Below are 23,289 nucleotides of genomic sequence, written 5' to 3' on the forward strand. Positions count from 1 at the left end.
GCCAATCTCGTGCTGAGCCATCCTCTGCAATTGGACGCAGACGCACCTGAACTCGCTCACCAGTTTTGAGCCCGGAAATAAGGCATACGGTAGCTGGCCAGAAGATGCGTTCTTTCATAAGTCGGCCATCTTCATGAAGGCATTGCAGTTCTAGCACCGAGCAGCCACCCGGCCATTTCCATTTGACGTCCACACCAAAAGGTTTGGGAGTGGTTTTTACGTAAGGGACGATTGAAGGTTCTGACATTTTAATTTTCCTTTTAGGCGTGAGCCTGTCGCACGGCAAAGCCGCCGAAAGTTAACGGTTTGCCCAGGCTCACAGCTGAAAGACTTTCTTTGATGTGCGCGTGCGATGCGCATAAAAAGCCGCACGATGGCGGCTACTGTCTGTATATCAGGATGTTGCTTTGTATTAGCCCTGGTTAAGGTAAACATTCAGCCCGTCAGTGGTGGGACACTGATTCACGCAAAGAGGAGGAATGGCTGAATAACTCTTCGAAGGAAAAAGGATGATCACCAAAGTAAAAATCAAGTTTATTTCCCATATTGATGGATCGGTATCAGATACCCCCACGGAGCATGCAATTCCCGTAGTTCCATTGACAGTATGGCCAAGTAGCTCAAAAGATATAAACGTTTATAAACCAAATGGATTGAAGGCTGGTGCCTACGCACTTATAGATACCGGAGCAGATCTTTGCTATGTGGATTCAGACTTTGCTGACGATTTAAAACTCCCAATCGCGGAAAAAACAACTGTGAGCGGAGCCACCTCAACAATAGAAACTACAGTTCGGCATGCGGTAATATCGTTCACTGAGGACGAAAGAGTTTTTTCAACAGAATTGACTTCAGTGCCATTGGTAAGTAACGGGAGAAAATTCCAGGTCGTTTTCGGAATGCAACTAATTAAAATGGGCGCCCTTACGATGGATTTTTCCAATCAAGTATTTGAGTTAACATTTTTTAACTAACCCCCCAGGGATACCTCCCTCTTTTGCAAGACTGGATAAGGGCATTGCTTTTGCTGTTTTCCTAGAATCGGTACCAGAATTGAGTTGCGATTTAATATCTTTTAATTCGCTCTCAATTCTCTTTACACGTTCAGCTAAAGTCATGATTGCCTCTTAATAATCGCTTAACATCTACAAAGCCTGCCCGAAGACAATACTTACCATTATCAAGCCCACCCGCAGATGAGCTTTGTAATGGTTACTGCGCTGGTTGAATATCGATGAAGTACTCTTTGCCCTGCTCAAACTGTTCGAATGCAGCCGGGTTCCAGACAACCAGCTGCAATTGGCCGCCAGGCGTGTACTTTGACCATGACTTGTTTTCTTCTGTGTCAGCGGTCACGGGGCTCATGTGAATTGTACGGTGTGAATCGCCATCTGCTTTCTGAATAAAGTGGCAGCGGAATTTAGCGCGAACGGTCATGGGGTTTCCTCGGATAGTAAAAAGCCCCGCTATTGCGAGGCGCTGGTTTGTTTCTGGCAGTTAGCCTGCCACGCTTTGTTATGCGCCAGGATGTCTTTCTTGGTCTGGCGATCCAGCACATCCCAGTCGTGCGCTGTGCCGTAGATGGGTTTAACCCAGTCGCAAGCCGTGTCCACTACCTCAACCCTTACGGGTCCAGTTGTCCCGCAGCTCGCGATCAACATCGTCGCCAGGCATATGGTTAACAGTCTGCTGTACATTGCTGGCCTCTTTCGTTGCATCTATCCGGCGTTCAGCTGCTGCGACCGTTGCAGCTGCGTTATCTTCGGAGCGTTGCTGGTCGGCTTTCGCTTCCGCTTTGCTGGTGCCGCGAATATGACCCAGACCAAAAGCGCCGGCAATGGCGGAAATGACCAGTGCGGCCAGCCCTATTATCGTTTCGATACCCACATTCACCTCACACCAGAACGGATTTCGCCAGGTTGAACAGCGCGCGGCGTTTATCCAACCCGTTTCTGCCGCCATTTATAAGGAGTGTCACGCGCTCCACGTCACCGGAATGAAGCAGGCAACCGCGAGAGACATAGAACCATGCGGCTGAGCGCGCGGCGTATTCATCCTGTTCAAGCAATTCAGGCTGGGTTACAAGGTCCAGCTTCAGCGCGTGGCCACAGTTGCGATAATTGCTGAGCCCGGTGATTTGCTTCAGGCCGCGACCGCGATATTTCCATCCATCACCGGCAACCTGATTGCCCAGGTGTTCTTTTCCCCACTCACCACCGTATACCAGATTGGCGATCGCTCTCTGATTAGCCGGGTGCTCTGCCGTTCTGCCAAGTGCGGCGGCCTGCTGTGGAGTGATGCGGTGGCTGCCGAACGTCGGTACCAGGTTTTCAGCAGCGTAATTCAGGTTTTCCACCAGCCGGGTGAATCTGGTGCTTTCATGCCCCATCTGGGCAATAAACATCGCCTGATCAAGCGGTGTGGTTATGCCGTATTCCTTCATAGCGGCGTCGATATGCGGAAACCAGCGCGCAGGTAACCCGGCGCTGATACCAGCCGCCCTCTGAAATTGTGATTGGTTCATTAGTGCCTCAGTGCATCAACCAGACGTGCTACGTTTCCCCGAGCCCAGAGAACGGCAGCACAAATCAGGACGTTCACCAACACCACAAACCAGTGGGATTCATGGTACAGGCCGAACAAATAACGGAAAGGGACACTGGCGTATACCAGCACCGTGAAATAAGCCATCAGCGATATCAGAGGGCGATGTCTCGCCCCGCCACGCTGGTAGAACATCAGTGCAATAACGATAACAGCAGAGATAATTGCGTTTGCCATTGCACTCGGATCACTTGTTACCATTGCTGGCCCCTCCACCACGTAAACGCGAGAGAATTCCAAACAGGCTACCCAAATCCTGACTGTTGACGAACGTCAGCAGCTTAATAGCAATAGCGGCTACGATGACCGCGCCCAGCGCATCAAGTGGCCTGTCGCTATACCCCGTCCATTTGGAGAAGTAAGATCCAAGCAGTGGAGCTCCGATAACGCCGAAGATGAAGGAAGTGATGAAGTAGCCCACCAGCTTAAGGCGGCTGATATTAACCGCCGTAGCGACATAGAACACCGCACCAGCGAATGCGCCAAACACCACACCGTAATCTATGCCTGTTGCCAGGCCGAACATGCTGGCCCCCATCAGACCACCAGCCGCTACCGTAGTACCAGAAACAGGATCGGACATTTAGCCCCCTCTTATTGCCGTGAGTCCTCTCAAAATGAGGGGATAAAAAAAGCCACAAAACGTGGCTTATGTGTTAATCGAGTGAATGGTCAGTCATTAAGATATTTATTAGCATCAGATATAAAATGAGAGTATTTATCAACCCAGTCGCTTGAGTCATTTATACTTGCATATTTCTTTATTATTATTCCTGACAAATAACCTTGGATGTCATTTATTGATTTCTTAAAGGACAATCCTTTTTCATCTTCAAGTATTGATATCAGCAAACTTACTTTATATTTCTCAAGTTCTAGTAAAGCAACCGACATATTTTTTTCAATTTCAGAGCGTTTATAGCTAACACCTTTAATCCCTTCATTCACCCATTCAGAATGTAGCTCTTTTACTTTCGTGAGATGATATGCATATTCACTGACGTTAAGCCTAACATGAGCTGCATAGTTCCTTTTGTCTTCACGGCTTTGTTGATATCTAACCGATTCATTATTTTGCCGGATAACATATAAAGAAATCATTGCCGGAACCAAGCCGCTAATAAAGGCGGCAATTATGGTTTCCCATGAGAATGAAGAATCTACTGAAACTGTAGCAATTTTATCAATACTAATTGTATCTGCTAAACGCTCTTGAACGTACAGGAATGGTATGCCTAACCACATGATGAGACCTTAATGGATTAAAAAGGTCATGATAACAAAAAACCCGCATTGCTTGCGGGTTTTAAGCTTGCTGCTCAGTTCGCTTTAACGTCCCGAGCCTACCACAATTTAAGCACTTTCTTGCTCACTCTGCAACTTAAATCTGTCGCTATTTGTGCCGAACGCGTCACAAAGTGGTGCGTAAAGGATCGATTCTGCAAGACTGACCCATGTATCAATGCGACGACGGCAAGTGATGAGGGTCCAGTCAGGGTGTTTTGAATTAAGCTCTTTAGCCATCTGGAGTTTGCTTTTACGCAGACGATGACGATCAACAATCACACTATACAGCCCACGGTATTCTTCGTTCATCAGCACTGCCGCAATAACGCCGTCAATCTTAAGCCCCTCTTCGTCCGAGCAGAACGCCAGGCCAGTTTTGTTTTTACTGTCGAGAATTTCTTGCAGGTACGCTTCCAGCTCGGGTTTGGTGATGCCGGATTTCTTCATGCGGCGCAGCGCATCGTTGATGGCGGATTTGGTTATTTTCCCGGATGCCAGCAGCTGGTTGAACATGTTTCCGCCCGAGCCACCACTGATATAAGACCAGCGGCCCCACATGCGGAGCTTTCCCTGTACCCAGATACTTTCGAGAGTGCGAAGGCGAACCAACTCGCCGTATTTGCCTACTTCTGAAGGATTGATCATTTGCGTCTCCACTTACGCCAGTACGCCGATTGCCAGCGCACGATCTAAAAACCGAAACAGCAGCGTTAACTGGTCGCCGTATTTCGCTTCAAATGCCACAGGATCAGCGTGTAACTCGTCGTGATGTGCTCTGCACAGCGGTATCACAAACAGGTCATGCGCTTTGGTACCCATTCCACCCTGCCCGTGGCCTATCAGGTGGTGTGGGTCGTCTGCCGGGTTATTGCAGCAACTGCACTGCTGCGACTTCACCCAGCGGGTGTATTTCTCGTTTTCCCAGCGTCGTCGCTTTGGCCTCAGCATGAAAGATTCCGGCGTTTCAGGATCGACCCTCACAGCCACTATCTTTTTTGCCTTCTCCTGAAAGATTTGCGTAGCCGGTAATGATGGGACAATGTCGCTTTCCCTCATCACTGAACTGTGCTGTTCTGGCTTGATTCTGAGTGCTTTACTCGCCACCGATTCAGGAACAAGGTCAGCCAGATCATTACGTACCATCCACCAGCAGAACTCAGGAAGTGAAAGAGTGTGGTCAGGGCTGAAACCTAAATCAATATTTACCCTTTCCAGCAGCCATTTTACCAGGTTCTGCATGGCAATTCCTGCCAGTCTTTCAGTGGTTTGCTCACGTAAATGGTTATCACATGACCAGCAAACACGAATGCTCCCCGGAGCGTGGCGCATAACCGTAAAATCACTGGCATGCCAGTCAGTATGAGGCCACTGACATTCAAATTTTCTCTCCAGCCAGGCATCAAGGCTACTCAATCCACCGGCTCGCTGAATGACCCTCTCGTTAACGAAAATAGCCTGCATGTTGGCATCGTCAGTCAGGGGCTGGTGGGCTTCAGGGATTAATCCAGATGGCAGATGCTGGATGGCTTCGGATGGTGACTCAATAACTACCCTTCCCTGACGGAATAGCCAGAGCAGTTCGTTACCAGGGCGGAACAGAACCACCCCGGACATCGGCGCAATTTCAGGCGTTAGTATGGCTCTCACGCAATTTGCCCCTTAGCGACATACTCTGCCCAAAGTCCACCTATCCAGCGCACCCCTTTCGCCGTGAAACGAGACTGATTGAACGCATAGTTGGTCTGGTTGGTGGTCCCGGTCTTAACTTCAAATCGGCCTGCTTCGATGTGTTTACTCTTCGGAGTAAGCACGCGGTTCAGGCGGTACATGATGCCGTTCTCAATGAGGAACATCGCGAACTCGGGTTCTTTGGCGTTAAGGAGCTTGGCAACCTGCCGGAATGTCATTGACCCGGTGGCTTTGACGTAGCGATCAACAAATTCAGCCTTTGGTGCGGCAATTGCCAGCTCTTCACTCAGACGTTGCTTCTGTTCAGCAAGATCAGCGGCGAGCCGGAGTGCTTCAGGGAGTGTTTGGGGAACAATCATCCCGGCCCCGCTCTCCAGTTCCTGCCAGCGATCAACCAGACGGGCGGTAAACTCCGGGCACAGCTGCGCGACGATCACATAGCTATCTCTCTTGTTAACTTCGTAGTAGTGGTAAACCTGCTGGTTCTGAGGATGGGTGTACTGCATTGCAGCATACCCCCCAATCACGCCGGATTTCATCAGTCGCTCGATGGTTACGCAGACATTGCTGTGACGGGAATCGACCAGCTTCGCAATTTCACGACTGGACATCGTTATCTGCTGACCTATCGCGGCGGCATGGTGCGTAGGACACGTTACGGTGATGTTCATCTGATTCATGCTCTTCTCCACTTATCAGGCGGCTGCACCCGCCAGAGGTTCATGTTTCTTGATCGATATTTCTACACGTCCACCCGGTACCTTCGGCCCCCACTCCACCAGCATTCTCTGCACCTGGCTGTCATCCTCCCAAATGCCAGCATGCGTAAGCGCATCAAACAGAGCCTTGTTGTAGTTGTCGATGTCGCGGCGGCGTTCGTCTGGTGGGTACAATATAATTTCGACGGCTGCCGGGGCTGTTGATGGCTTTGGAAGGAAGCGAAGCTGCTCGACAATGGCGACACAGGCCGCGCTTTGATATGCCCTGCCTTTGGCGCTGATCAAATGGCGACCCTTTAATGGCCCCTTATTCGGGGCTCGCCAGTATGTGTTTACGCTCGGTGGGAACGGGAGCACCAGTTTCATAACGTCACTCCCTGTTTTTTCAGCCATTCAACAGCGTTATCTCTGGCCTTATCTCCACCGGATAGCAGGTCTTTGATGATCGTCACTGGATCTGCATCCCATTCCGTTTTGACGACGGTAATGCCCCTGGCTGCGCCAGGAGCAACAGTGATGTAACCCTTTTTCTTAAGTGACTTCACGTGCGCTACAGCAGCGTTCGGTGATGCGCAGCCAATTAATCCGGCAAGCTCCAGCATCGTAGGTGGGAAGCCAGCCTTTTCGATATGAACCTTGATAGCTTCGAACACTTCATTCTGACGCGGCGTTAATTCGATCATGACTCGACTCCATAACGCCCGTTCAGGCGTCCGATTACGCTGTTGAACATCACCAGGCTTACACCCATCGGTTTAACCTTCTCGTGGTACTCCTTCAGGATCGGAGGCACTACGACATTCCAGCTTGGCTTTGGCTTCTGCTTTAGGGCTTTTTTGATGGCATCGTTGCATTGACGGGCTACATCACGCACAGCGTTCTCATGCTCGGTAGATAGCTTTTTCATGCGGCGCGCTCCTGTAGTTTTTTCATGGGAACGGCAACTGCCGGTATAAGCTCAACAGCTGGTGATTCAGATTGATTTCCCCAGTGGTCCCAGCCAGGCGCACCGCAACGGCTGAATAGTTCGATGCGTGGAACATCACCGTAAAGCATCTCCAGACGGAAACGCGCCTCTGCTGGCTTCTGGCTGTGCTCACCGAGTGGGCTGTAAATAACCTGCTTGATGCTGGCGCATTTGCGTTCAAGTCCTTTTCCCCTGGTGGCGATCAAGAGGTCTTCGGTATTGGCTCGGGTGTAGTTCCCGCCGTTCATGCGTGTCTGTGCGTTCAGCAGGTCGAGGAAGTCATAAAAATCCTCTACACGGCCTGCCTGAAGTGCTTTGTTGATATGCTTCTCTGCCAGTGGGTTGAACTTTACCCAGGTTAAGCCCTTCATCGTGCGGACCTTAAAGCCCCACGCTTCAGCCAGCTCGATAGCCTCTCGGGTGTGCGTACCGGTGAACCACATAGCCAGAACTGCATCATCGGCAGCCAGGTCCCAAACCGGCAAGCGCTTCATGTCGATCAGTTTCATCGTGTCGTAGTGATCTTCTGCTGCACCGTTACTGGCTTTGTTGTCATAAGCCAGGCTGGGTCAGCGTAAATCAGTGAGTATTTCATCAGACATTCCTCGCTCGGCCAGCCAGACACCATGCATCAGAGGGTGCTTTCACTTTCGGCGCCATGCTCAGGCAACGCTGACGCTCAATCAGTATCTTCATCCGCTGCTCTTCGTTCTTAGAGCGATTGAAGGCATCCATCAGTACTGTGGCCGCACGCTGGTAGAGCCCTTTTTCAAACAGGCCTTGAGCCTTATCCATCATTGTGGTCACAGCCGGATTCAGACCTTCTTCCTGTTCTGGTACAGCTGGTTTATCAGCCCGGTTGATTTTCAGTGCAGAACGCCCCTCGCCAATCTCCCCACCCGGTGCTTTGGCAAAATACTGGTAGCACTTACCGTTATGCTGGCGGGTTGCGCGATTCAGTTTGACCAGATGGCATACACCGCGCTGAACAGCATGAAGGCGGTATTGAGGCATTGATGCCGCAATCTCTTTGTTCGTTAAGCCAGGATTAGCGGCGATGAAAATTTGAATATCTTTCAGAAGACTCATGAGTTCGCTCCTCTGAAGCCCGCCGGGACTTTGCTGTAGTCGGTGTTCTTGAAGCTGGATTTGAAGATTCCATCCTCACGCTCCCACTTCCCGTTAACACGCGCTGGCCTTCCGGCATTCGCCCAGCTGTTCGCTGATTTTAGGTAGCCTGGAAACTTGGTTGGCTGGAAAAGCGTTTGTGGGCGCAGGTAGGCCGCCATTGTTAAATCGTCGCTCCACTTGGCGTTGCAGTAGTCCACCACCAGCGACAGCTCTTCAACGGTGAAGCCCTCCCCGATGCGGGCGCGAATGTTTTGCAGCGAGGTTGTTGAAACCTGATAACGCGAACTGGTCACCTGGTTCAGATGGGTTAAAACCTGTTTAGCCTGATCGGTGATCAACACATCACGGTCTGGTTGCGGCGCAACCGGACAAATAGGTTTATTAGTCTGCTTGTTTAACTCTGTATTAAAGTCTGTATAGAGATAGGATTCCGTACTTTCGCGGCTCCCAAGATTGCTGTTATTCGCGGATTGAGAAACGCAGCTTCGCGGTTTGGATTCCGCATCTTCACGTTTTCCATTACGTACTTTTGCGGAATCGTTATTTTCTGGAAAGATTAATGAGATTAGAGCATCGCCGTCGATGCGATAATGCTTGGTTGGCGTGCCATTGACCTTTCGAGAACAGGTCTCGATCACGCCAGGCAGATACTTGTTTACCAGCTTTTTAACCAGCCGCTCTGTCTGGTCTTCAGTTAATTCGCCCGCCTCAGCTCCAAGCTCCTTGTGAGTTTTATAGAACCAGCCGTCTTCTCCCCCAAAAGCTGACCAGAAAACGAGATTGTTAAGAACTGCCGCCAGCGCATGAGCCTGCTGGTCTTCTTTAAAGAACAGCAGGTACGGCCTGGGAAGAACAATGACGTTCTTCTGGCCTGACATTGACTGGACGATGTCAAAGATTCTGCTCATGGTCGTCCTTTAACTCTGTAAATTTACGCTGGAATTGCTCAAGAGGGCTGAAGCACTCATGATCGTACCCTTCGCGAAGGTATATAACGCGTCGAGTCTCGGGCTCCCACCTGATGACGCGCACCGGGACGCCATAGTGATCTCTGAAACGCCGGTTAAGTTCTCGCACAGCGCTCTCCCCTTCCGACGCCAGACACCCACAATCGCCATAGCCCTGCTGTGGTTACATGGAACCCAGCGGCCTGATACCATGCGCTCATACCGAAACGACGAGGTTCCAACAACGGGAATACCACGGAGTTGTGGGAGACGGTTGTTTACCGTTAAACTGTTCATGCGTTAGTTTCTCCACTGATACGACACGCCAAGGGGCCCGGAGCTGCACACTCGCGGGCCTCACCCATTTCTGGAAGGCAATAAACACGGGAAATAAGGTTCAGGAACGTCATGAGAGTGACCCTGAACTGATATGCGATATCGTTAAGACTTTTCCACTCGCTCCGGTCAACTACGCCATCTTCAATGTAATGACGGTAAGCATTGACCAGCTCACCTAGCCTCCCCACCAGCTCGGCCAGTTTCAGGCCAATCTCTTCGTTTTCATCATCAGGCACGGCGCCGGGAACGTGAATTCCGTTATCAGTTTCACGAGAGAACGCGTCAGCGATGTAACTTACTCCAGCAGCGCTTTGCAGCACCATTGCCCAGCCCATTGGGAAGATCTGGTCACCACCAGCACGAAGGCGGTTAAAGAGTGAGTTCTGGGTTTCGTCCAGAATCTCCGCCGCTTCAGCGTACCCGCCTGGTAACGCGGCAATCGTCTTCCTGATTGCGGCCACCAGCCAGGCGGGCTGCTTTTCAACTTTCCATTCAGGTTCTTTACCCACGGCCATATCCTCTTTTCTGTGGTTACTGCTTGCGTTGAGAATTGTTAAATTTGCTGTAGAGAGAGGCGTCGTATTTCAACTTACCTTTTGTAATTCTTTCGATGTAAAGAGCCTGTTTTTCTGGGATTACCTCTCCCCATTGACAAACGGCACTGTGAGTTACCCCTAGGGCAACTGCGGTTTTAGAAATGCCGCCGTAGTAATCGACGACTGTCCCTTTATGCATGGTTTGAATCCTCAATAGTTAGCATTCTTACATCGTATATGGACAGCATACTTACGTCAATAAAATGTAAGATTGCTAACGTGCATTCCGAGGAGATTTTATGGATACCGTTGGCAGCAGGCTGAGATTCAGAAGAAAGCAGAAAAAACTTACCCAGCGCGATGTCGCTGAGTGGGCTGGAGTAAGCGCGTCTGCTGTGACCCAATGGGAAAGTGATTTAACTAAACTTTCTGGTGAGAACTTGATACTGGTGTGTAAGTGCCTTCAGTGTTCGCCGGAGTGGTTGGTTTTTGGTTCAGGCGATATCGAAAATGGCATTAACATCAACTTAATGTCTGCCAGAGAGGTACCACTGATATCATGGGTGCAAGCTGGGAATTGGACTGAAGTAATTGGCAACCCAAGCAATGAGCAAGTAAAAACTACTCGCAAGCTTTCTGATTCAGCCTTTGCATTGAGGGTTAAGGGGGATTCAATGACTTCCAGTAGGGAGTTGAGCATTCCTGAAGGTTCTATTGTCATTGTTGAGCCCGAGTTCGGCTTCGTGGATGAAGCAAACGGTAAAATTGTCGTGGCTCAAACGGTATCTGGCGGTGAGGCGACCTTAAAAAAACTAGCGATAGATCCCCCTTTTTCTTACCTGATTCCACTAAATCCGGCATTCAAGCCCATTGAGGTGAATCAGGAAACCAAGCTTATTGGGATAGTTAAGCAAATAATTATTGACCTTTAGACCAAGCCCGATTCCTACAAGCCCGCCGCTCGTGCGGGCTTTTTCATTCTCAAAAAACAATAGTAAGCAAACTTACAAAATTGACTTGACTGCAAATGTAAGATGTCTAATATTACATCCATCAGCAGCGAACATTGTGGCGGTGAAAATAAATGAGCGTTAACAGTATCTACAAGTGCTCTTTCTGCGGAGTTACAGAACAGCAGGCAAAACGGATTATTGCTAAAGGTGGAAAAGACGAGGCGGCCATTTGCTCTGACTGCGTTGTTCAGTGCGTTACGGTGTTTGCAAATTTGGCTTCTATTTCGGCACTTGAAGAGCGCTCGATGATTGAAGCCGCCCACATCCAGGGCGGCGAGATAACAAAAATCAGCCTTTAATGGTGGGGTTAAAGCCCTCGATTCGCTCAACAAGCGAACGACTTGTAGAAACAATGTAAGAATCTTTGCCCTCATAAGACTGAGCGTGCCGATTAAGGTTCTCTATTACATCTGATTTAACTGATGGTAATGCTGTTGAAATTGAGTGAAGAGTAACAGTAAATGCGTTCTCAAGCGCCTCAATCCTTCGGGCGAGAGTTACCATATCAATTGGAGTTTGACTCATTTTAATTTCCTTCTTGGTTGTGTGAGAACTCCAAGAATACCACTGAGCCTGATGTGGTGAAAAGACAGGCAAAGTTTTGATTGCTGTGTGTAGTCTTGGCGGTCGGCAGTTTTGAATGTCCTTAATGTCGACCGCCCCTTTTACACAACTGAAAGCACGTTCAGCGTTCAACTTGAGAGGCCGTAGTCGTTAAATCAACTCAGGAGAACGCGCTCTCAATTGTGGAGAAGCTAACTGGCGGTGGCAGCCGCCCGTTTCACTAAGCGCCCTGGTTGGGTGCTTATTAAAACGAACCCCCTTTATTTTTTGTCGCCTGTCGGCGAGGGATTCGTGCAACCAAAATTCAGCGCTGTGCAGAGCGCGTATAACACGGAGAAACTATCCATGGCGAACACACAGAACGTCACCGAGTTACAACCACGCATGACCCGGGAGCAGCTGATCGACGCTGCGCGTAAGGCCGCCCCTCTCCTTCCGCCAGCTTATCGCGGCATTATGAAAGAACTGGCTAACCGCCTGGACTATACCAGCGTCGCGCTTTGTGAAGCGATGGCGCAGCGTAAGGAACTGGCTGCTCGGAACGCTACTCTGCGTGAAGATGTCGCAAGCTGGGCCAAAGAGTGTGACCGCATTGTTGAACGCCACACAAAGACCAGAACCAATATGCATTTACTGGAAGCCCAGCGAGAACTACGTGAGTTGCCTACCGTCGTCATTTCCCTAAATAACGAGGTGGCTCTCTGATGGCTAACTCATTCAAGCAAATGACCCGTGACGGGACCATCAAGCGCACCGATACCGGGATGTTCATCAGCCTCGACCAAATCCATGTGCGGGAAGGTTTCAACAAACGCGAAGATGATGAACGTACCCGCCAGGCAGATGATGACCTCTTCAACTATCTGATGAACGGTGGTTCTGTTCCTCCACTGGAAGTTATCGCCCGCGATGAAGGTGGAGTGTGGGTTGTTGAAGGCCACCGTCGGCGTCGCTGCTATGCGCGCTGTGCAGAAGCAGGTAAGCCAGTAGACCGTATCCACATCATGCCGTTCAACGGTAACGATGTTCAGCGCCTGGCGCGCATCATGACCAGTAACAACCAGCTCCCGCTATCCGATATGGAACAGGCAGCTGTTATTCAGGAGCTACATAACGCCTTTAACCAGACCACCAGCGAGATAGCAAAGCTGGTGAATAAGTCTGTGGCCACCGTCGAGAAGCTGCTGCTCCTCAGTACGGCGAACCATGACGTTCAGCAGGAGGTTAAATCCGGTGCTGTGTCAGTCGATGTCGCGGTTGATCGTGTTATGGAGTATGGCGAACAGGCCGGGAAAGTACTCCAACATGATAAAGCTGTAGCGGCTGCCCAGGGTAAATCGAAAGTAACCCGTAGCTCTATCGCGCCGGAACTGAGTGTAAAGAACGCACGCCGTTTCGTTGAGCTGATGGCTCAGGCCACCATCAGTGATGAAGGTGTCTTCACTCTTGAAGGGACTGCACTGGCCGAGGCGCTGTCGATTATGGACGAACATAAAGCCATTGCTGAAGCACGTGAACTCTATCGCTTGTCACAACCAGTACCGACAACAGAAATTCGCGGACGATCTCTGTATGTGATGCTCGATGGTAAGGAAATTGGTCGGGCCTCACTGTATCGCGGTAAAACCGTTTGGCTGGACATAGATGACAAAACCATTGTCGCCAGCCAGTCAAAGGCTGTGGCCCACTTCGTCAAGCAACACAAATTGCAGCAGGAGCAAAATCATGACAGCCAATAAACCAATGACCGGCGAACAGCTGGATGAACTGATGACTATTGCTGTCAACATGCAACGAGATAGTGAAAAAGTGAGTGACCGCCCTGCTGCTATGTTCGCTTATGCAGTGCAGGTAGCTGTTCTGGAACTGCGTAAGGTTCGTAATGAAGCTGCGGCGCTAGCTGCGGAGAATGCGGGGATTAAAGCTGCGATTGACGCAACTATCAGATGGCAGCAATCAACCGATCCGGAGAATGTCGAAAGTGTCCGAATGCTGGTCGACGTTAAAACCCCAGCGACCGACGCTTTCCTGGCTGAAATGCGGGCGCAAGCCCACAAGGAAGGCGCTCACTTTGTTGCCAACCGAATGTTGGCTGCATGGGAGGCTGGGTTTATTGATGACACGGCGAAGAACGCAGCTGACATTGCGAGGATGATCCTTACCTCCACAGAGTTTATGGCTGATGCTCCCGAAGGCGATTTCGATCGCTCGTTCGCTGATGGCGTACTCGAAGACATCGCCGCACAGCTTCGCAAAGGAGTGCAGTCATGATTACAGGAACCTCTCATTACGACGAAGTCCAGGTGGTGCCATGCACAATCTGCGGCGGTTACTACAAGGCTGATGAGCCAGAAATACACGTCTGCGAGGAGGCCGCCCAATGAGCAACATCGACAAACGCGCATTACGAGAAGCTGCGGAAAAGGCCAGCACAGATAACCATACCCAGGATGAATGGTTCCACTATCTGCGCTGCTCAACTCCAGAAACCGTGCTGGCGCTGCTGGATGAGCTGGAGAAGATGCAGGCGCAATCGTCCAAATGGTGCGAAGCCTTCCATAAAGCAGTTTCCGTTGGCGCTCGGTATGAGGAGCGGATTGCTGAGCTGGAAAGCGACAATGCTTACATCAAAAACCGCCACAAAGAACTGGACCTGTTAATTGGCAAAAACATTCTGGTAATGCAGGCCGCAATCGTCGAATGGCAGGGAACTGGCGACGCCAGAAAAGGACTGGCATGGATTTATAACACGCTGTTTGGTCCCGGCGAACTGCCGGACGAGGCGGAGAAAGATGCCCAGGCATACTTCGACCGCAAATATGGCCCGCTTGACGAAGAACTCATGACTCTTCATCGGTGGTTCTGGGAACAAAGCGAAGCTGAACGCGCTGCCGCAGCCGGTAAAGGAGAGTGAGCATGAAATACGAAATCCCAGAATCAGAAGATATTGAATGGCAGCAGGATATGCTCCGTGAAATAGACTGCGCCCTTGACGTATTGCGTGATGAGCATGAGCACGAAATTGCGGTGGAAGAAATCATCAATGATATCACCGCGAGAATAGCATCACTCCGCGCGTACTCTGGATACTGAGGACTAACCCATGAGCACTATTACCAAAGAACGCGTTGCAAACCTCCTTCAGTTCAATTCTGAAGGTAGTGATTGCCATGCCAATGCAGAGCAGTGGGAAGTTCACGAGCTGGCGCGTATCGCGCTGGCATCGCTCGAAGCGGAGGCTGTGTGCGTCATCGACCAGTCCAATCTTGATTATCTCAAATCGGGATCTGATGCAGACGTATGGCCAGCATCGAGAACAGAGATGGGTGATGTGCTTCTGTATCGCTCTGCCCCTCCAGCGCCGGTATCTGTGCCTGATTTGCTCGAGCAGTTTGCTGAATTTATGGCGGCAGAATCTATTAAGTCTGGTGATTATCCAGATGGGTGGCAGAGTAAGGCTTCAAACGCTGCTCATGAATACGCGCAAAACATCCGCGCCGCCATGCTTCAGGGTTCCGAACCTGTAACGACGACTAACAAGTTGCCAGAAGAAACCGGTTCATCTTTGCAATTGCGTAATCTCATCCGTCAGCGCCATGCTGAGTGGTCACAGGCCACGTTCGGTGATGTTGGTCCTGTCGGCCCGCTCAAGCATCTGTCGAAAGAGGCACTCGAAGCAGCAGAGGAACCTGATGATCTCAGTGAGTGGGCCGACATGCAGTTCTTATTATGGGATGCACAGCGCCGCGCCGGTATCAGCGATGGTGAAATTACAGCAGCGATGGAAGAAAAGCTGAAGGTGAATATTGCGCGCCAGTGGCCAGAGCCGAAAGACGGCGAGCCGCGACTGCATATCAAAGCAGCACCGCAGCAGGAGGTGAAGTGATGCCTAACCCATTCGATTTTGTGATGTTCGTGCTGCTGGCAATCGGCGCACTTCAGCAAATGGGGTGGCTGCCATGGTGGGCAAACTCAAACAGCGGCGCCTGCGCCGTCTTAAAGCCGACGTGGCATGGTGGAAAGGTGAAGCCTCGGACCTGTACGCCAGAGTCATGGAGCAGGCCGACGAAATAGCCGAACTCCGCAGGCTGGTCATCCGCGTGCCGATGCCAGTAATTATTTCAAAGGAGATGGCCAACCAGCTTTATAACAACGAAACGAAAAGATGTCGTACCTGCAATGATGGCCTCCGTGGTGGGTGCTCATCATGCATTTTCTATAAAAGATAGCCGGGTGCAGCCGGTAAAGTGGAGAGAAACGCATGGGGCAGTTAGTAACACTTCATGAGTGGGCATCTGGTCCTAATGGATTCAAATATCCATTAAGCAACTCAGCATTAAACAAAATAGCAAAGACCAAACAGACTTATCCGCCAGCCTTAAAGCAAGGTCGACGCTGGGTTATAGATGAAGATGCTCGTTTTGTTGGCATGGTTGGCAGTGTTGATATTTCGTCATCATTATCAGACAAGGCCCGCCAGTTAGTGGAGAAAGCAATAAATGGCAGCTCGCCCCAGAAAACATAACGTCAAAATACCCAACCTTTACTGTAAGTTAGATAAGCGTACTTCAAAAATTTATTGGCAATATCGCCACCCTGTAACAGGTTCATTTATTGGATTCGGAACAGATGATGAAGCGGCAAAAGCTGCTGCAATCGAGATGAACCGTATAACCGCAGAACAAGAAACTCAGCAATCTTATGCTCTGATTGATATGGCAATGAAGAGCTCAGGGAAAAAGGATCAAGGTATACGTGTTTCTGAGTGGATTAAAAAATACATCGAAATTCAGATGGAAAGGTTGCGTGACGGTGAGATAAAAAACCCTACTGTAAAATCCAGACGATTGTGTTCTCAGATTCTCGCAGATAGAGTGCCAAACCTTCGCCTGAAGGATGTTGATACAAGACTCATTGCAAAAATTATTGATGAATATAAGGCAGAGGGAAAGCACAGAATGGGCCAACTGATAAGAAGCGTACTAAACGACGTGTTCAAAGAGGCGCAGCATGCTGGCGAGGTTGATCCTGGCTACAACCCAGCCTTAGCTGTAAAAAATCCAATAGCCAAAGTGAAACGAAGCAGACTTAGCATTGAACAATGGAAATTGATTTTTGAAAGCGCAGGCTCTTTGCCGCCTTGCGCTCAAAATTCTATGCTTTTGGCTTTAGTAACCGGGCAAAGGATAGGTGACATAGTCGAGATGAAGTTTAGTGACATTTGGGATAATCACCTTCATGTTACCCAAAATAAAACCGGAATGAAGTTAGCTATCCCTTTAAATTTAAGGTGCGATGCAATCGGGTTGACTCTGGCTGATGTTATAAGTAAGTGTCGCGATAGAGTAGTGAGTCCTTATCTGATCCATCATGTTAAGCATCACGCCTACGGTAAAGCGGGATCTCACGTTCCCGAAAAAACAATATCAAGATATTTTAAGGAGGCAAGAGATAAAGCAAATATTACCTGGCCTAAGGATTGCACTGCCCTCCCGCCGTTTCATGAACAACGCTCGCTTTCATCAAGAACATACAAAGCTCAGGGTATAGATGTCAAAACTCTTTTAGGGCATAAAACCGAAGCAATGAGCGTAATGTATGGAGATGACCGTGGTCTAGAATGGAAAAAAGTTGTGATTTAGACGGGGAGTTTTGGGGAATTATTTTGGGGATGTTTTGGGGAAGGATTTTTATTATTTAAATTCAGGCACCTATATTTTAGCGAATTGCTCCAGAAACAGTCATCCACCAGCAACGCATGACCCAACAGCCAGCGCTCCCGCTGGCTGTTTTCTTTCAGCCCTCTCCGTCCCGTGCTAATGTAGCAAGCTACGTATTGGCAAATCACAGGTGAAATCGTTATGTCTGATGACGTGATCGGGACGACGACCCATCAGCGCCTAATCAGCTTATTAACCGAGCAGGAGGCGCGCTTTCGCGTGGTGGCGCATGAGGCCGTTGGGAAATGCGAAGCGGTCAGTGAAATTCGCGGGACCGATCTCCGGCAGGGTGCAAAAGCACTGGTCTGCAAGGTAAAAGGCAACGGCGTTAAGAAACATATTCTGGCAATCCTTGCCGCCGATCGGCAGGCCGATCTGAGCCTGCTGGCCAGCCATTTCGGTGGGCTAAAGGCCTCTCTCGCCAGTCCGGCAGAAGTGGATGCGCTTACCGGCTGCGTTTTCGGCGCCATTCCCCCCTTCAGCTTTCATCCAGATCTGACGCTGGTCGCCGATCCGCTGCTGTTTGAGCGCTTCGATGAGATCGCCTTTAACGCCGGCCTGCTGGAAAAGTCGGTGATTATGGATACCCAGGACTATCTGCGTATCGCCCGTCCTGAACTGGTGACGTTCCGTAAACAATAAATACAGCGGCTGGCTAACGGTCAGCCGTTTTCCAGCAGCAGCACGGAAGCAATCAAAATAATCGCGATGATAAAAAATGATGAGGAAATAATTAGCGTTTCGACAAACATAGGATCGTTCATGATGCCCTCTGCTTTGCCCATTTACCTCTTTTTTACTCCCCCACAATGACAGCTAAATGACAATGACGCGTCCGCGAAAAGACGATTTTTTTCGCTGAAACGATTCGTTGTTAACTATCCTCCTCCATATAAAGTCACTGTTTAAATACTTTATTTGTTACCGGTATCACGAAAAGAAATTTACGTAACCCCGATGCCAGATCTCGCAATTGTTAACCTTTTCATCCTGGTTAACCCTGTTTACGGAGCACCTCAAAAATAAACCTTACACTGGCAAGGTGAATACAATGACCGAGATAATTACCCGTAAAGAAAAGATCAGTTATGGGTTAGGCGATATGGCGAGCCATATTGGGCTGGATAACGTCATTATTTTTCTGACGTTTTACTATACGGACGTGGTGGGGCTACCTGCCGCATTCGTGGGCACCATGTTTCTTCTGGCGAGAACCGCCGATGCCATAATAGACCCGGCGATGGGCTATATCGCTGACAGGACGCGCACGCGCTGGGGCAAATTCCGTCCCTGGATGCTGTGGCTGGCGCTGCCCTTTGGCGCAAGTTGTCTGCTGACCTACGCCGTGCCGGCGTCCCTCGATCTGCACGGTAAAATGATTTTCGCTACCGTCAGTTATACCCTGATGATGCTGATGTATACCGCAATCAATATTCCCTATTGCTCCATGGGCGCGGTGATTACGCCCGACAACGATGCGCGAATTTCCCTCCAGTCTTATCGCTTTTTCCTTGCCACTTTGGGTGGCGCGCTGTCGACATTCTTTATGATGCCGCTGGCAGAGTTTTTAGGTGGCGACGATAAATTACTGGGCTACCGCTGGGCAATGGCCATTATGGCGACCGTCGCGGTCGTCATGTTCTGGATCTGCTTCGCCAATACGCGTGAACGTATTAAGGCTCCCGCTACCCACAATAATTATCTTGCGGAACTGCGGGATTTATTACGAAACGACCAATGGCGGATTGTCGCCGTCCTGGTATTAACCAACATTGGTTTTGGCGTTATTCGCCTTGGCGCAATGATGTATTTCGTCACTTATTATCTCGGTAGCGCAAGCTATTTTATGTGGATGCTCGGGGCGCATATTCTCGGGAAAGCCGCAGGCAGCGCGCTGGCCAAACGTCTGACGCAGAACGTCAGCAAAGTGCAGATGTTTGGATACTGTTCCGTACTAGCGGGGGTACTCAGCATCGCTCTGTTCTTTGCGCCTAAGTCGGTGCTTATTCTGGTGCCCATGACGTTTATCGTCTCCACCCTTTACCAGGCCACCACCACGCTGATGTGGGTAATGATGGCGGACGTCGCCGATTACGGCGAATGGAAACAGGGCAAACGCATGGACGGCGTGATCTTCTCCACTTTCCTCGCCGTACTCAAGTTGGGGATGGCGATCAGCGGCGCGATTGTTGGCTGGACGCTGGGCTTAAGCGGTTATGTTGCCAATGCCCCGGAGCAGACCAACACGGCCATGTACTGCATCATCGCCCTCTTCACCGTCGTGCCTGGCGTCTTGTCACTCTGCGCGTTTGCCACGCTGCGCTGGTATAAGCTCGACGACAGCACAATGCAATCCATCCATCTCGCCAAAAACCCTGTTTAGAAGGACGCGTTATCCATGAGTGAGCTGATTCAACATTCCAACAGCATCGAATGGCGTTTTGAACGCCAGATCCTGCGTATTGAACCGTGGGGAGAAAACAGCCTGCGCGTCAGGGCCACCTGCTCCCCGGCTTTTGAGGACGCCTTACAGGCACTGTTGCCCGCCGCCCCTTGCCAGGCTGAGATTATCGCCGAAGCGGAAAGCCTGACGCTGCGCAACGGCAATATTACCGCGACGCTGAACCTTAAAGGTCAGCTGGCCTTCTACAATCAGCGCGGCGAACTGCTGCTGGAAGAGATGTGGCGCCAGCGTTCAACGGTGGGTATCGGTGCCAGCGAGAAGAGTCAGGATAAATATGTCAGCGCCCTGAAGCTGGATGGCCGTGAATTTAAGCCGCTAATGGGGGGAAAATATCAGCTCACCGTCCGGTTTGAATCGCGTCCGGATGAACGCATCTATGGCATGGGTCAGTATCAACAGCCGTGGCTGGATCTGAAAGGCTGTACGCTGGAACTGGCGCAGCGCAACTCCCAGGCCAGCGTGCCCTTTATGCAGTCCAGCCTTGGCTATGGCCTGCTGTGGAACAATCCGGCGATTGGTGAAGCCAGCTTTGCAAAAAATCAGACGGAATGGCGCGCCCGCGTGACGGGAGAAATGGACTACTGGATCACCGCCGCTGACACGGTGGCGGATATCACCCGCCAGTATGTAAAAGCCACCGGAACTCCGCCCGCCGCCCCGGCGTTTATCAGCGGGCTGTGGCAGTGCAAATTACGCTACCGCACCCAGCAGGAGGTGCTGGAGGTTGCGCGGGAGTATCGCCGCCGTAATCTGCCGCTGTCGGTGATGGTCATCGACTTTTTCCACTGGCCGAATCAGGGCACCTGGTGCTTCGACCCCGTAGACTGGCCCGACCCTGAAGGGATGGTCGACGAGCTGCGCGAAATGGGTATTGCGCTGATGGTGTCGGTGTGGCCAACGGTAGAGGCGCGCAGCCCTCTCTATCCGCTGATGAAAGCCAAAGGCTGGCTGGTCAGCAGTGAACGTGGCGTGCAGGTCAACCTCGACTTTATGGGCAATACCACCTTCTTTGATGCGACCCATCCTGAGGCGCGGAAATTCGTCTGGGATACGGTGAAGAAAAATTACTACGACATGGGCATTAAGCTGTTCTGGCTGGACGAAGCGGAACCGGAATACCGCGCCTATGATTTTGACAACTATCGCTACCACGCCGGTCCGGTACTGGAAGTGGGCAATCGCTACCCGCGTGATTTTGCGCAGGGCTTTTACGATGGGCTCCAGGCAAACGGTGAAACCGACATTGTTAACCTTGTACGCTGCGCCTGGGCAGGCAGCCAGCGATTCGGCGTGCTGGCGTGGTCGGGTGATGTCCACTCCTCATTCCATGCTTTTCGCAATCAACTCGCCGCGGGACTGAATATGGGCCTGGCGGGGATCCCATGGTGGACGACCGATATCGGCGGCTTCCAGGGAGGGAACGTTAACGACCCGGCGTTCCACGAATTACTGATCCGTTGGTTCCAGTGGGCGGTGTTTACACCGGTTCTGCGCATGCACGGCTATCGCGAACCGCAGATCCAGCCTCCGGAGCGCTACCGTGACGGCATTCCTCAGTGTAACAGCGGTTCGCCTAATGAGCTGTGGAGTTACGGAGAAGAGAATTACGCCATCATGCAGCACTGGCTTACCGTGCGCGAAACCCTGCGCCCGTATATTGACGCGTTGTACCAGCAGGCTCATCTGCACGGAGACCCGCTCATGCGTCCGCTGTTCTGGCACTATCCGCAGGACAAGCAGAGCTGGGCGTGTGAAGATCAGTATCTGTTTGGCGAAGATCTTCTGGTGGCACCGGTTATGCAGGCCGGCCAGCGTGAGCGCGATGTCTGGTTGCCGACGGGCAATAGCTGGGTCGCTCTCAACGGTGAGCGCTACGCCGGTGGGGAGCATATCCGGGTGCCTGCGGCGCTGGAAACCATCCCGGTGTTTATCCGCGAAGGAAGTCCGCTTATCCAGCAGCTGGTGGACTGACGTCAGGCAAGTGCCCAAAAATAGACAATTTTTTCAGTAAAGCCTGCCTGCCGACGCGTTTGCGCGTAAAGTAAGCAGGCTTACTATTTTTGGCAAGGATCCCGTCATGTTCGACCCTACACTGCTCATACTTCTGGCCCTGGCTGCACTGGGTTTTGTCAGCCACAACACCACCGTCGCGATTTCCATTCTGGTCCTGATCATCGTTCGCGTCACACCGTTGAACACCTTCTTCCCGTGGATAGAAAAACAGGGGCTTACCATCGGGATCATTATTTTGACCATCGGCGTGATAGCCCCGATTGCCAGCGGAACGCTACCGGCCTCAACGCTGCTGCACTCCTTTGTAAACTGGAAATCGCTGGTGGCGATTGCGGTGGGCGTTTTTGTCTCGTGGCTTGGCGGTCGCGGCGTGACGCTGATGAGCAGCCAGCCTTCGCTGGTGGCCGGGCTGCTGGTGGGCACCGTGTTAGGCGTGGCGCTGTTTCGTGGCGTGCCGGTTGGCCCGCTGATTGCTGCCGGTCTGGTTTCGCTGTTTATCGGGAAGTCGTAGTCAGGCTGGCGATATAGCGGGCGGGCGTCTGTCCCAGTCCTTTCTTAAACATGGTGATGAAGGCGGTGGTGGAGTCATACCCCAGCGCCTGCGCCGCCTGCTGAACCGACTTTCCGCCGATCAAAAACTGCAATGCGACAATCAGCTGGAGCTGGTGCCGCCAGCGGCGAAAGCTTAAGCCGGTCTCTTTCACCACCAGCCGCGCCAGATTGCGTTCGCTCATGGCAAAGTGGCTGGCCCACTGCGCCAGCGTCTGCCAGGCGGCAGGTTCGTTTGCCATGGTCTCACTCATCAGGCGAATTTTTGGATGCGGAGATACCGGCAGCTGTAGATGCTACTGCGGTTGCAGGGGCAGTTCATCAAACAGGACGTCTACCAGCCTTCTCGTAGCGGGAAGAGGCAACTCTTCCCGTGACCTGTCCGCAAGCGCCAGCACCAGCTCCCGCACCAGGGGCGATATTTTCAGCGTACAGGTACGCGTCGGCAATTCGAGCGCACCGGGTTCAATAAACAGCAGGCAAAGCTGCGCGCCGGGCGTCGCCTTGTTGCTGTGCGGCGTTTGTCCTGGGATCCACACCGCATACTGGGGCGGCACCATCAACATCGCGCTCTCCACTTCACAGGTGATCGCTCCACCCAGCGCCATAATCAGCTGCCCTTTGCGGTGCTGATGCAGCGGAATAAATTGTTCCTGTGCCACCACCCGGATGCGAAAGGCCACCGCCGCGTCGTGCTGGCTATCGGGATCGTAGCCGTCGAGCCCCAGTCCGTACATAAAGTTGTCC

At 51.3% G+C, this 23,289-nt stretch carries 37 protein-coding genes and 3 pseudogenes; 16 read left to right on the forward strand and 24 right to left on the reverse strand.

What is annotated here, in order from left to right; genetic code table 11:
* On the reverse strand, positions 1-247 hold a 247-nt coding region (locus tag ACOTYB_RS03650), incomplete at its 3' end, for a hypothetical protein (RefSeq protein WP_421765750.1).
* Positions 248-509: 262 nt separating this feature from the next.
* Between ACOTYB_RS03650 and ACOTYB_RS03655 the strand changes: the two genes are divergently transcribed.
* Positions 510-974, forward strand: coding sequence for an aspartyl protease family protein (locus ACOTYB_RS03655; protein WP_058685152.1), 465 nt, complete (start codon positions 510-512; stop codon positions 972-974).
* On the opposite strand, the gene ACOTYB_RS03660 is transcribed toward ACOTYB_RS03655, so the two are convergent.
* From ACOTYB_RS03660 to ACOTYB_RS03755, 20 genes and pseudogenes are all read right to left on the reverse strand, one after another.
* On the reverse strand, positions 957-1,118 hold the full coding sequence (locus tag ACOTYB_RS03660) for a hypothetical protein (RefSeq protein WP_023303625.1): 162 nt from the start codon (positions 1,116-1,118) through the stop codon (positions 957-959). The genes ACOTYB_RS03655 and ACOTYB_RS03660 overlap by 18 nt on opposite strands.
* 94 nt (positions 1,119-1,212) lie before the next feature.
* Positions 1,213-1,437: a hypothetical protein gene (locus ACOTYB_RS03665; protein WP_333032211.1), complete on the reverse strand. Its 225-nt coding sequence runs from the start codon at positions 1,435-1,437 to the stop codon at positions 1,213-1,215.
* Positions 1,438-1,466: 29 nt separating this feature from the next.
* Positions 1,467-1,613, reverse strand: coding sequence for a hypothetical protein (locus tag ACOTYB_RS03670; protein ID WP_230031897.1), 147 nt, complete (start codon positions 1,611-1,613; stop codon positions 1,467-1,469).
* A 4-nt stretch (positions 1,614-1,617) separates the two neighbouring features.
* Positions 1,618-1,887, reverse strand: coding sequence for a hypothetical protein (locus ACOTYB_RS03675; protein ID WP_252457051.1), 270 nt, complete (start codon positions 1,885-1,887; stop codon positions 1,618-1,620).
* A gap of 7 nt (positions 1,888-1,894) precedes the next feature.
* The gene (locus ACOTYB_RS03680; RefSeq protein ID WP_333032216.1) at positions 1,895-2,524 is read right to left on the reverse strand and encodes a glycoside hydrolase family 19 protein; all 630 of its coding nucleotides are present in this window, start codon (positions 2,522-2,524) and stop codon (positions 1,895-1,897) included.
* The gene (locus ACOTYB_RS03685) at positions 2,524-2,805 is read right to left on the reverse strand and encodes a phage holin family protein (RefSeq protein WP_022648766.1); all 282 of its coding nucleotides are present in this window, start codon (positions 2,803-2,805) and stop codon (positions 2,524-2,526) included. Before ACOTYB_RS03685 ends, ACOTYB_RS03680 begins: the two co-directional genes overlap by 1 nt.
* Positions 2,792-3,187 carry a phage holin family protein gene (locus tag ACOTYB_RS03690; protein WP_022648767.1) on the reverse strand — a complete coding sequence of 132 codons (396 nt, stop codon included), beginning with the start codon at positions 3,185-3,187 and terminating at the stop codon, positions 2,792-2,794. Before ACOTYB_RS03690 ends, ACOTYB_RS03685 begins: the two co-directional genes overlap by 14 nt.
* A gap of 89 nt (positions 3,188-3,276) precedes the next feature.
* A complete protein-coding gene (locus ACOTYB_RS03695) occupies positions 3,277-3,849 on the reverse strand; it encodes a hypothetical protein (protein ID WP_328736192.1) in 573 nt (190 codons plus the stop codon).
* A gap of 108 nt (positions 3,850-3,957) precedes the next feature.
* Entirely contained in the window at positions 3,958-4,536 is a 579-nt protein-coding gene (locus tag ACOTYB_RS03700) for a DUF1133 family protein (protein ID WP_328736194.1), read from the reverse strand.
* Positions 4,537-4,548: 12 nt separating this feature from the next.
* Positions 4,549-5,538 (reverse strand): DUF968 domain-containing protein, encoded by a 990-nt coding sequence (locus tag ACOTYB_RS03705; protein ID WP_333032219.1) that lies wholly within the window; start codon positions 5,536-5,538, stop codon positions 4,549-4,551.
* Positions 5,535-6,251, reverse strand: a complete 717-nt coding sequence (locus ACOTYB_RS03710) for a phage antirepressor KilAC domain-containing protein (RefSeq protein ID WP_421765759.1) — start codon at positions 6,249-6,251, stop codon at positions 5,535-5,537. Before ACOTYB_RS03710 ends, ACOTYB_RS03705 begins: the two co-directional genes overlap by 4 nt.
* 24 nt (positions 6,252-6,275) lie before the next feature.
* On the reverse strand, positions 6,276-6,665 hold the full coding sequence (locus ACOTYB_RS03715; RefSeq protein WP_045326198.1) for a RusA family crossover junction endodeoxyribonuclease: 390 nt from the start codon (positions 6,663-6,665) through the stop codon (positions 6,276-6,278).
* Positions 6,662-6,982 carry a LexA family transcriptional regulator gene (locus ACOTYB_RS03720; RefSeq protein ID WP_045325141.1) on the reverse strand — a complete coding sequence of 107 codons (321 nt, stop codon included), beginning with the start codon at positions 6,980-6,982 and terminating at the stop codon, positions 6,662-6,664. The genes ACOTYB_RS03715 and ACOTYB_RS03720 overlap by 4 nt, the downstream gene beginning before the upstream one ends.
* Positions 6,979-7,206: a hypothetical protein gene (locus ACOTYB_RS03725; RefSeq protein WP_022650831.1), complete on the reverse strand. Its 228-nt coding sequence runs from the start codon at positions 7,204-7,206 to the stop codon at positions 6,979-6,981. Before ACOTYB_RS03725 ends, ACOTYB_RS03720 begins: the two co-directional genes overlap by 4 nt.
* Positions 7,203-7,861: pseudogene (locus ACOTYB_RS03730) on the reverse strand (MT-A70 family methyltransferase). Before ACOTYB_RS03730 ends, ACOTYB_RS03725 begins: the two are co-directional and overlap by 4 nt.
* Complete coding sequence (locus ACOTYB_RS03735) at positions 7,861-8,355, reverse strand: hypothetical protein (protein ID WP_333032225.1); 495 nt, start codon at positions 8,353-8,355, stop codon at positions 7,861-7,863. Before ACOTYB_RS03735 ends, ACOTYB_RS03730 begins: the two are co-directional and overlap by 1 nt.
* Complete coding sequence (locus tag ACOTYB_RS03740; protein ID WP_333032227.1) at positions 8,352-9,305, reverse strand: conserved phage C-terminal domain-containing protein; 954 nt, start codon at positions 9,303-9,305, stop codon at positions 8,352-8,354. The genes ACOTYB_RS03735 and ACOTYB_RS03740 overlap by 4 nt, the downstream gene beginning before the upstream one ends.
* Positions 9,289-9,474: a DUF4222 domain-containing protein gene (locus ACOTYB_RS03745; protein WP_032673528.1), complete on the reverse strand. Its 186-nt coding sequence runs from the start codon at positions 9,472-9,474 to the stop codon at positions 9,289-9,291. Before ACOTYB_RS03745 ends, ACOTYB_RS03740 begins: the two co-directional genes overlap by 17 nt.
* Before the next feature lie 163 nt (positions 9,475-9,637).
* On the reverse strand, positions 9,638-10,192 hold the full coding sequence (locus ACOTYB_RS03750) for a YmfL family putative regulatory protein (protein ID WP_333032229.1): 555 nt from the start codon (positions 10,190-10,192) through the stop codon (positions 9,638-9,640).
* 22 nt (positions 10,193-10,214) lie between these two features.
* Complete coding sequence (locus ACOTYB_RS03755; protein WP_045357683.1) at positions 10,215-10,418, reverse strand: Cro/CI family transcriptional regulator; 204 nt, start codon at positions 10,416-10,418, stop codon at positions 10,215-10,217.
* A gap of 100 nt (positions 10,419-10,518) precedes the next feature.
* On the opposite strand from ACOTYB_RS03755, the gene ACOTYB_RS03760 reads away from it, so the two are divergent.
* Positions 10,519-11,151, forward strand: a complete 633-nt coding sequence (locus ACOTYB_RS03760; protein ID WP_045357684.1) for a LexA family protein — start codon at positions 10,519-10,521, stop codon at positions 11,149-11,151.
* A gap of 152 nt (positions 11,152-11,303) precedes the next feature.
* Complete coding sequence (locus ACOTYB_RS03765) at positions 11,304-11,531, forward strand: ClpX C4-type zinc finger protein (RefSeq protein ID WP_062932511.1); 228 nt, start codon at positions 11,304-11,306, stop codon at positions 11,529-11,531.
* Here the strand turns inward: ACOTYB_RS03765 and ACOTYB_RS03770 are convergent.
* Positions 11,521-11,757, reverse strand: coding sequence for a hypothetical protein (locus ACOTYB_RS03770; RefSeq protein WP_135733748.1), 237 nt, complete (start codon positions 11,755-11,757; stop codon positions 11,521-11,523). The two genes, ACOTYB_RS03765 and ACOTYB_RS03770, sit on opposite strands and share 11 nt — an antisense overlap.
* A gap of 384 nt (positions 11,758-12,141) precedes the next feature.
* On the opposite strand from ACOTYB_RS03770, the gene ACOTYB_RS03775 reads away from it, so the two are divergent.
* The 10 genes and pseudogenes from ACOTYB_RS03775 to ACOTYB_RS03820 all read left to right on the forward strand — a co-directional run bounded on the left by ACOTYB_RS03775 (position 12,142) and on the right by ACOTYB_RS03820 (position 18,158).
* Entirely contained in the window at positions 12,142-12,501 is a 360-nt protein-coding gene (locus tag ACOTYB_RS03775) for a hypothetical protein (protein ID WP_333032234.1), read from the forward strand.
* The gene (locus ACOTYB_RS03780; protein ID WP_063963787.1) at positions 12,501-13,535 is read left to right on the forward strand and encodes a hypothetical protein; all 1,035 of its coding nucleotides are present in this window, start codon (positions 12,501-12,503) and stop codon (positions 13,533-13,535) included. The genes ACOTYB_RS03775 and ACOTYB_RS03780 overlap by 1 nt, the downstream gene beginning before the upstream one ends.
* Positions 13,522-14,067 (forward strand): hypothetical protein, encoded by a 546-nt coding sequence (locus ACOTYB_RS03785; RefSeq protein WP_375293765.1) that lies wholly within the window; start codon positions 13,522-13,524, stop codon positions 14,065-14,067. The genes ACOTYB_RS03780 and ACOTYB_RS03785 overlap by 14 nt, the downstream gene beginning before the upstream one ends.
* A gap of 109 nt (positions 14,068-14,176) precedes the next feature.
* Positions 14,177-14,710, forward strand: coding sequence for an ead/Ea22-like family protein (locus ACOTYB_RS03790; protein WP_137041913.1), 534 nt, complete (start codon positions 14,177-14,179; stop codon positions 14,708-14,710).
* Between the two features lie 2 nt (positions 14,711-14,712).
* Positions 14,713-14,889, forward strand: coding sequence for a hypothetical protein (locus ACOTYB_RS03795; RefSeq protein ID WP_170965310.1), 177 nt, complete (start codon positions 14,713-14,715; stop codon positions 14,887-14,889).
* A 481-nt stretch (positions 14,890-15,370) separates the two neighbouring features.
* A pseudogene (locus tag ACOTYB_RS03800) lies at positions 15,371-15,655 on the forward strand (dATP/dGTP pyrophosphohydrolase domain-containing protein); the annotation flags it as partial.
* Positions 15,656-15,755: 100 nt separating this feature from the next.
* A complete protein-coding gene (locus tag ACOTYB_RS03805; protein WP_333032238.1) occupies positions 15,756-16,025 on the forward strand; it encodes a hypothetical protein in 270 nt (89 codons plus the stop codon).
* Between the two features lie 32 nt (positions 16,026-16,057).
* Complete coding sequence (locus ACOTYB_RS03810; RefSeq protein WP_022650818.1) at positions 16,058-16,321, forward strand: excisionase; 264 nt, start codon at positions 16,058-16,060, stop codon at positions 16,319-16,321.
* Positions 16,296-17,438, forward strand: a complete 1,143-nt coding sequence (locus ACOTYB_RS03815) for a phage integrase Arm DNA-binding domain-containing protein (protein ID WP_006809195.1) — start codon at positions 16,296-16,298, stop codon at positions 17,436-17,438. Before ACOTYB_RS03810 ends, ACOTYB_RS03815 begins: the two co-directional genes overlap by 26 nt.
* Before the next feature lie 219 nt (positions 17,439-17,657).
* Positions 17,658-18,158: a YbaK/prolyl-tRNA synthetase associated domain-containing protein gene (locus tag ACOTYB_RS03820; RefSeq protein ID WP_015570783.1), complete on the forward strand. Its 501-nt coding sequence runs from the start codon at positions 17,658-17,660 to the stop codon at positions 18,156-18,158.
* Positions 18,159-18,178: 20 nt separating this feature from the next.
* Here ACOTYB_RS03820 and yoaI read toward each other — a convergent pair whose 3' ends face one another.
* Complete coding sequence (yoaI, locus tag ACOTYB_RS03825; RefSeq protein WP_017384693.1) at positions 18,179-18,280, reverse strand: small membrane protein YoaI; 102 nt, start codon at positions 18,278-18,280, stop codon at positions 18,179-18,181.
* A gap of 287 nt (positions 18,281-18,567) precedes the next feature.
* On the opposite strand from yoaI, the gene ACOTYB_RS03830 reads away from it, so the two are divergent.
* The 3 genes from ACOTYB_RS03830 (at position 18,568) to ACOTYB_RS03840 (ending at position 22,504) form a co-directional block, all read left to right on the forward strand.
* Complete coding sequence (locus ACOTYB_RS03830; protein WP_022650815.1) at positions 18,568-19,899, forward strand: glycoside-pentoside-hexuronide (GPH):cation symporter; 1,332 nt, start codon at positions 18,568-18,570, stop codon at positions 19,897-19,899.
* A gap of 15 nt (positions 19,900-19,914) precedes the next feature.
* Positions 19,915-21,951, forward strand: coding sequence for a TIM-barrel domain-containing protein (locus ACOTYB_RS03835; RefSeq protein ID WP_023315858.1), 2,037 nt, complete (start codon positions 19,915-19,917; stop codon positions 21,949-21,951).
* A gap of 106 nt (positions 21,952-22,057) precedes the next feature.
* Entirely contained in the window at positions 22,058-22,504 is a 447-nt protein-coding gene (locus tag ACOTYB_RS03840; RefSeq protein WP_063162718.1) for a DUF441 domain-containing protein, read from the forward strand.
* Here the strand turns inward: ACOTYB_RS03840 and ACOTYB_RS03845 are convergent.
* Positions 22,488-23,279: pseudogene (locus tag ACOTYB_RS03845) on the reverse strand (AraC family transcriptional regulator). The gene ACOTYB_RS03840 and the pseudogene ACOTYB_RS03845 overlap by 17 nt on opposite strands.
* Positions 23,280-23,289 lie beyond the last annotated feature (10 nt).

It is taken from the genome of Enterobacter cloacae complex sp. IR5450 (genome assembly GCF_049238665.1).
Lineage (GTDB): Bacteria > Pseudomonadota > Gammaproteobacteria > Enterobacterales > Enterobacteriaceae > Enterobacter > Enterobacter hormaechei_C.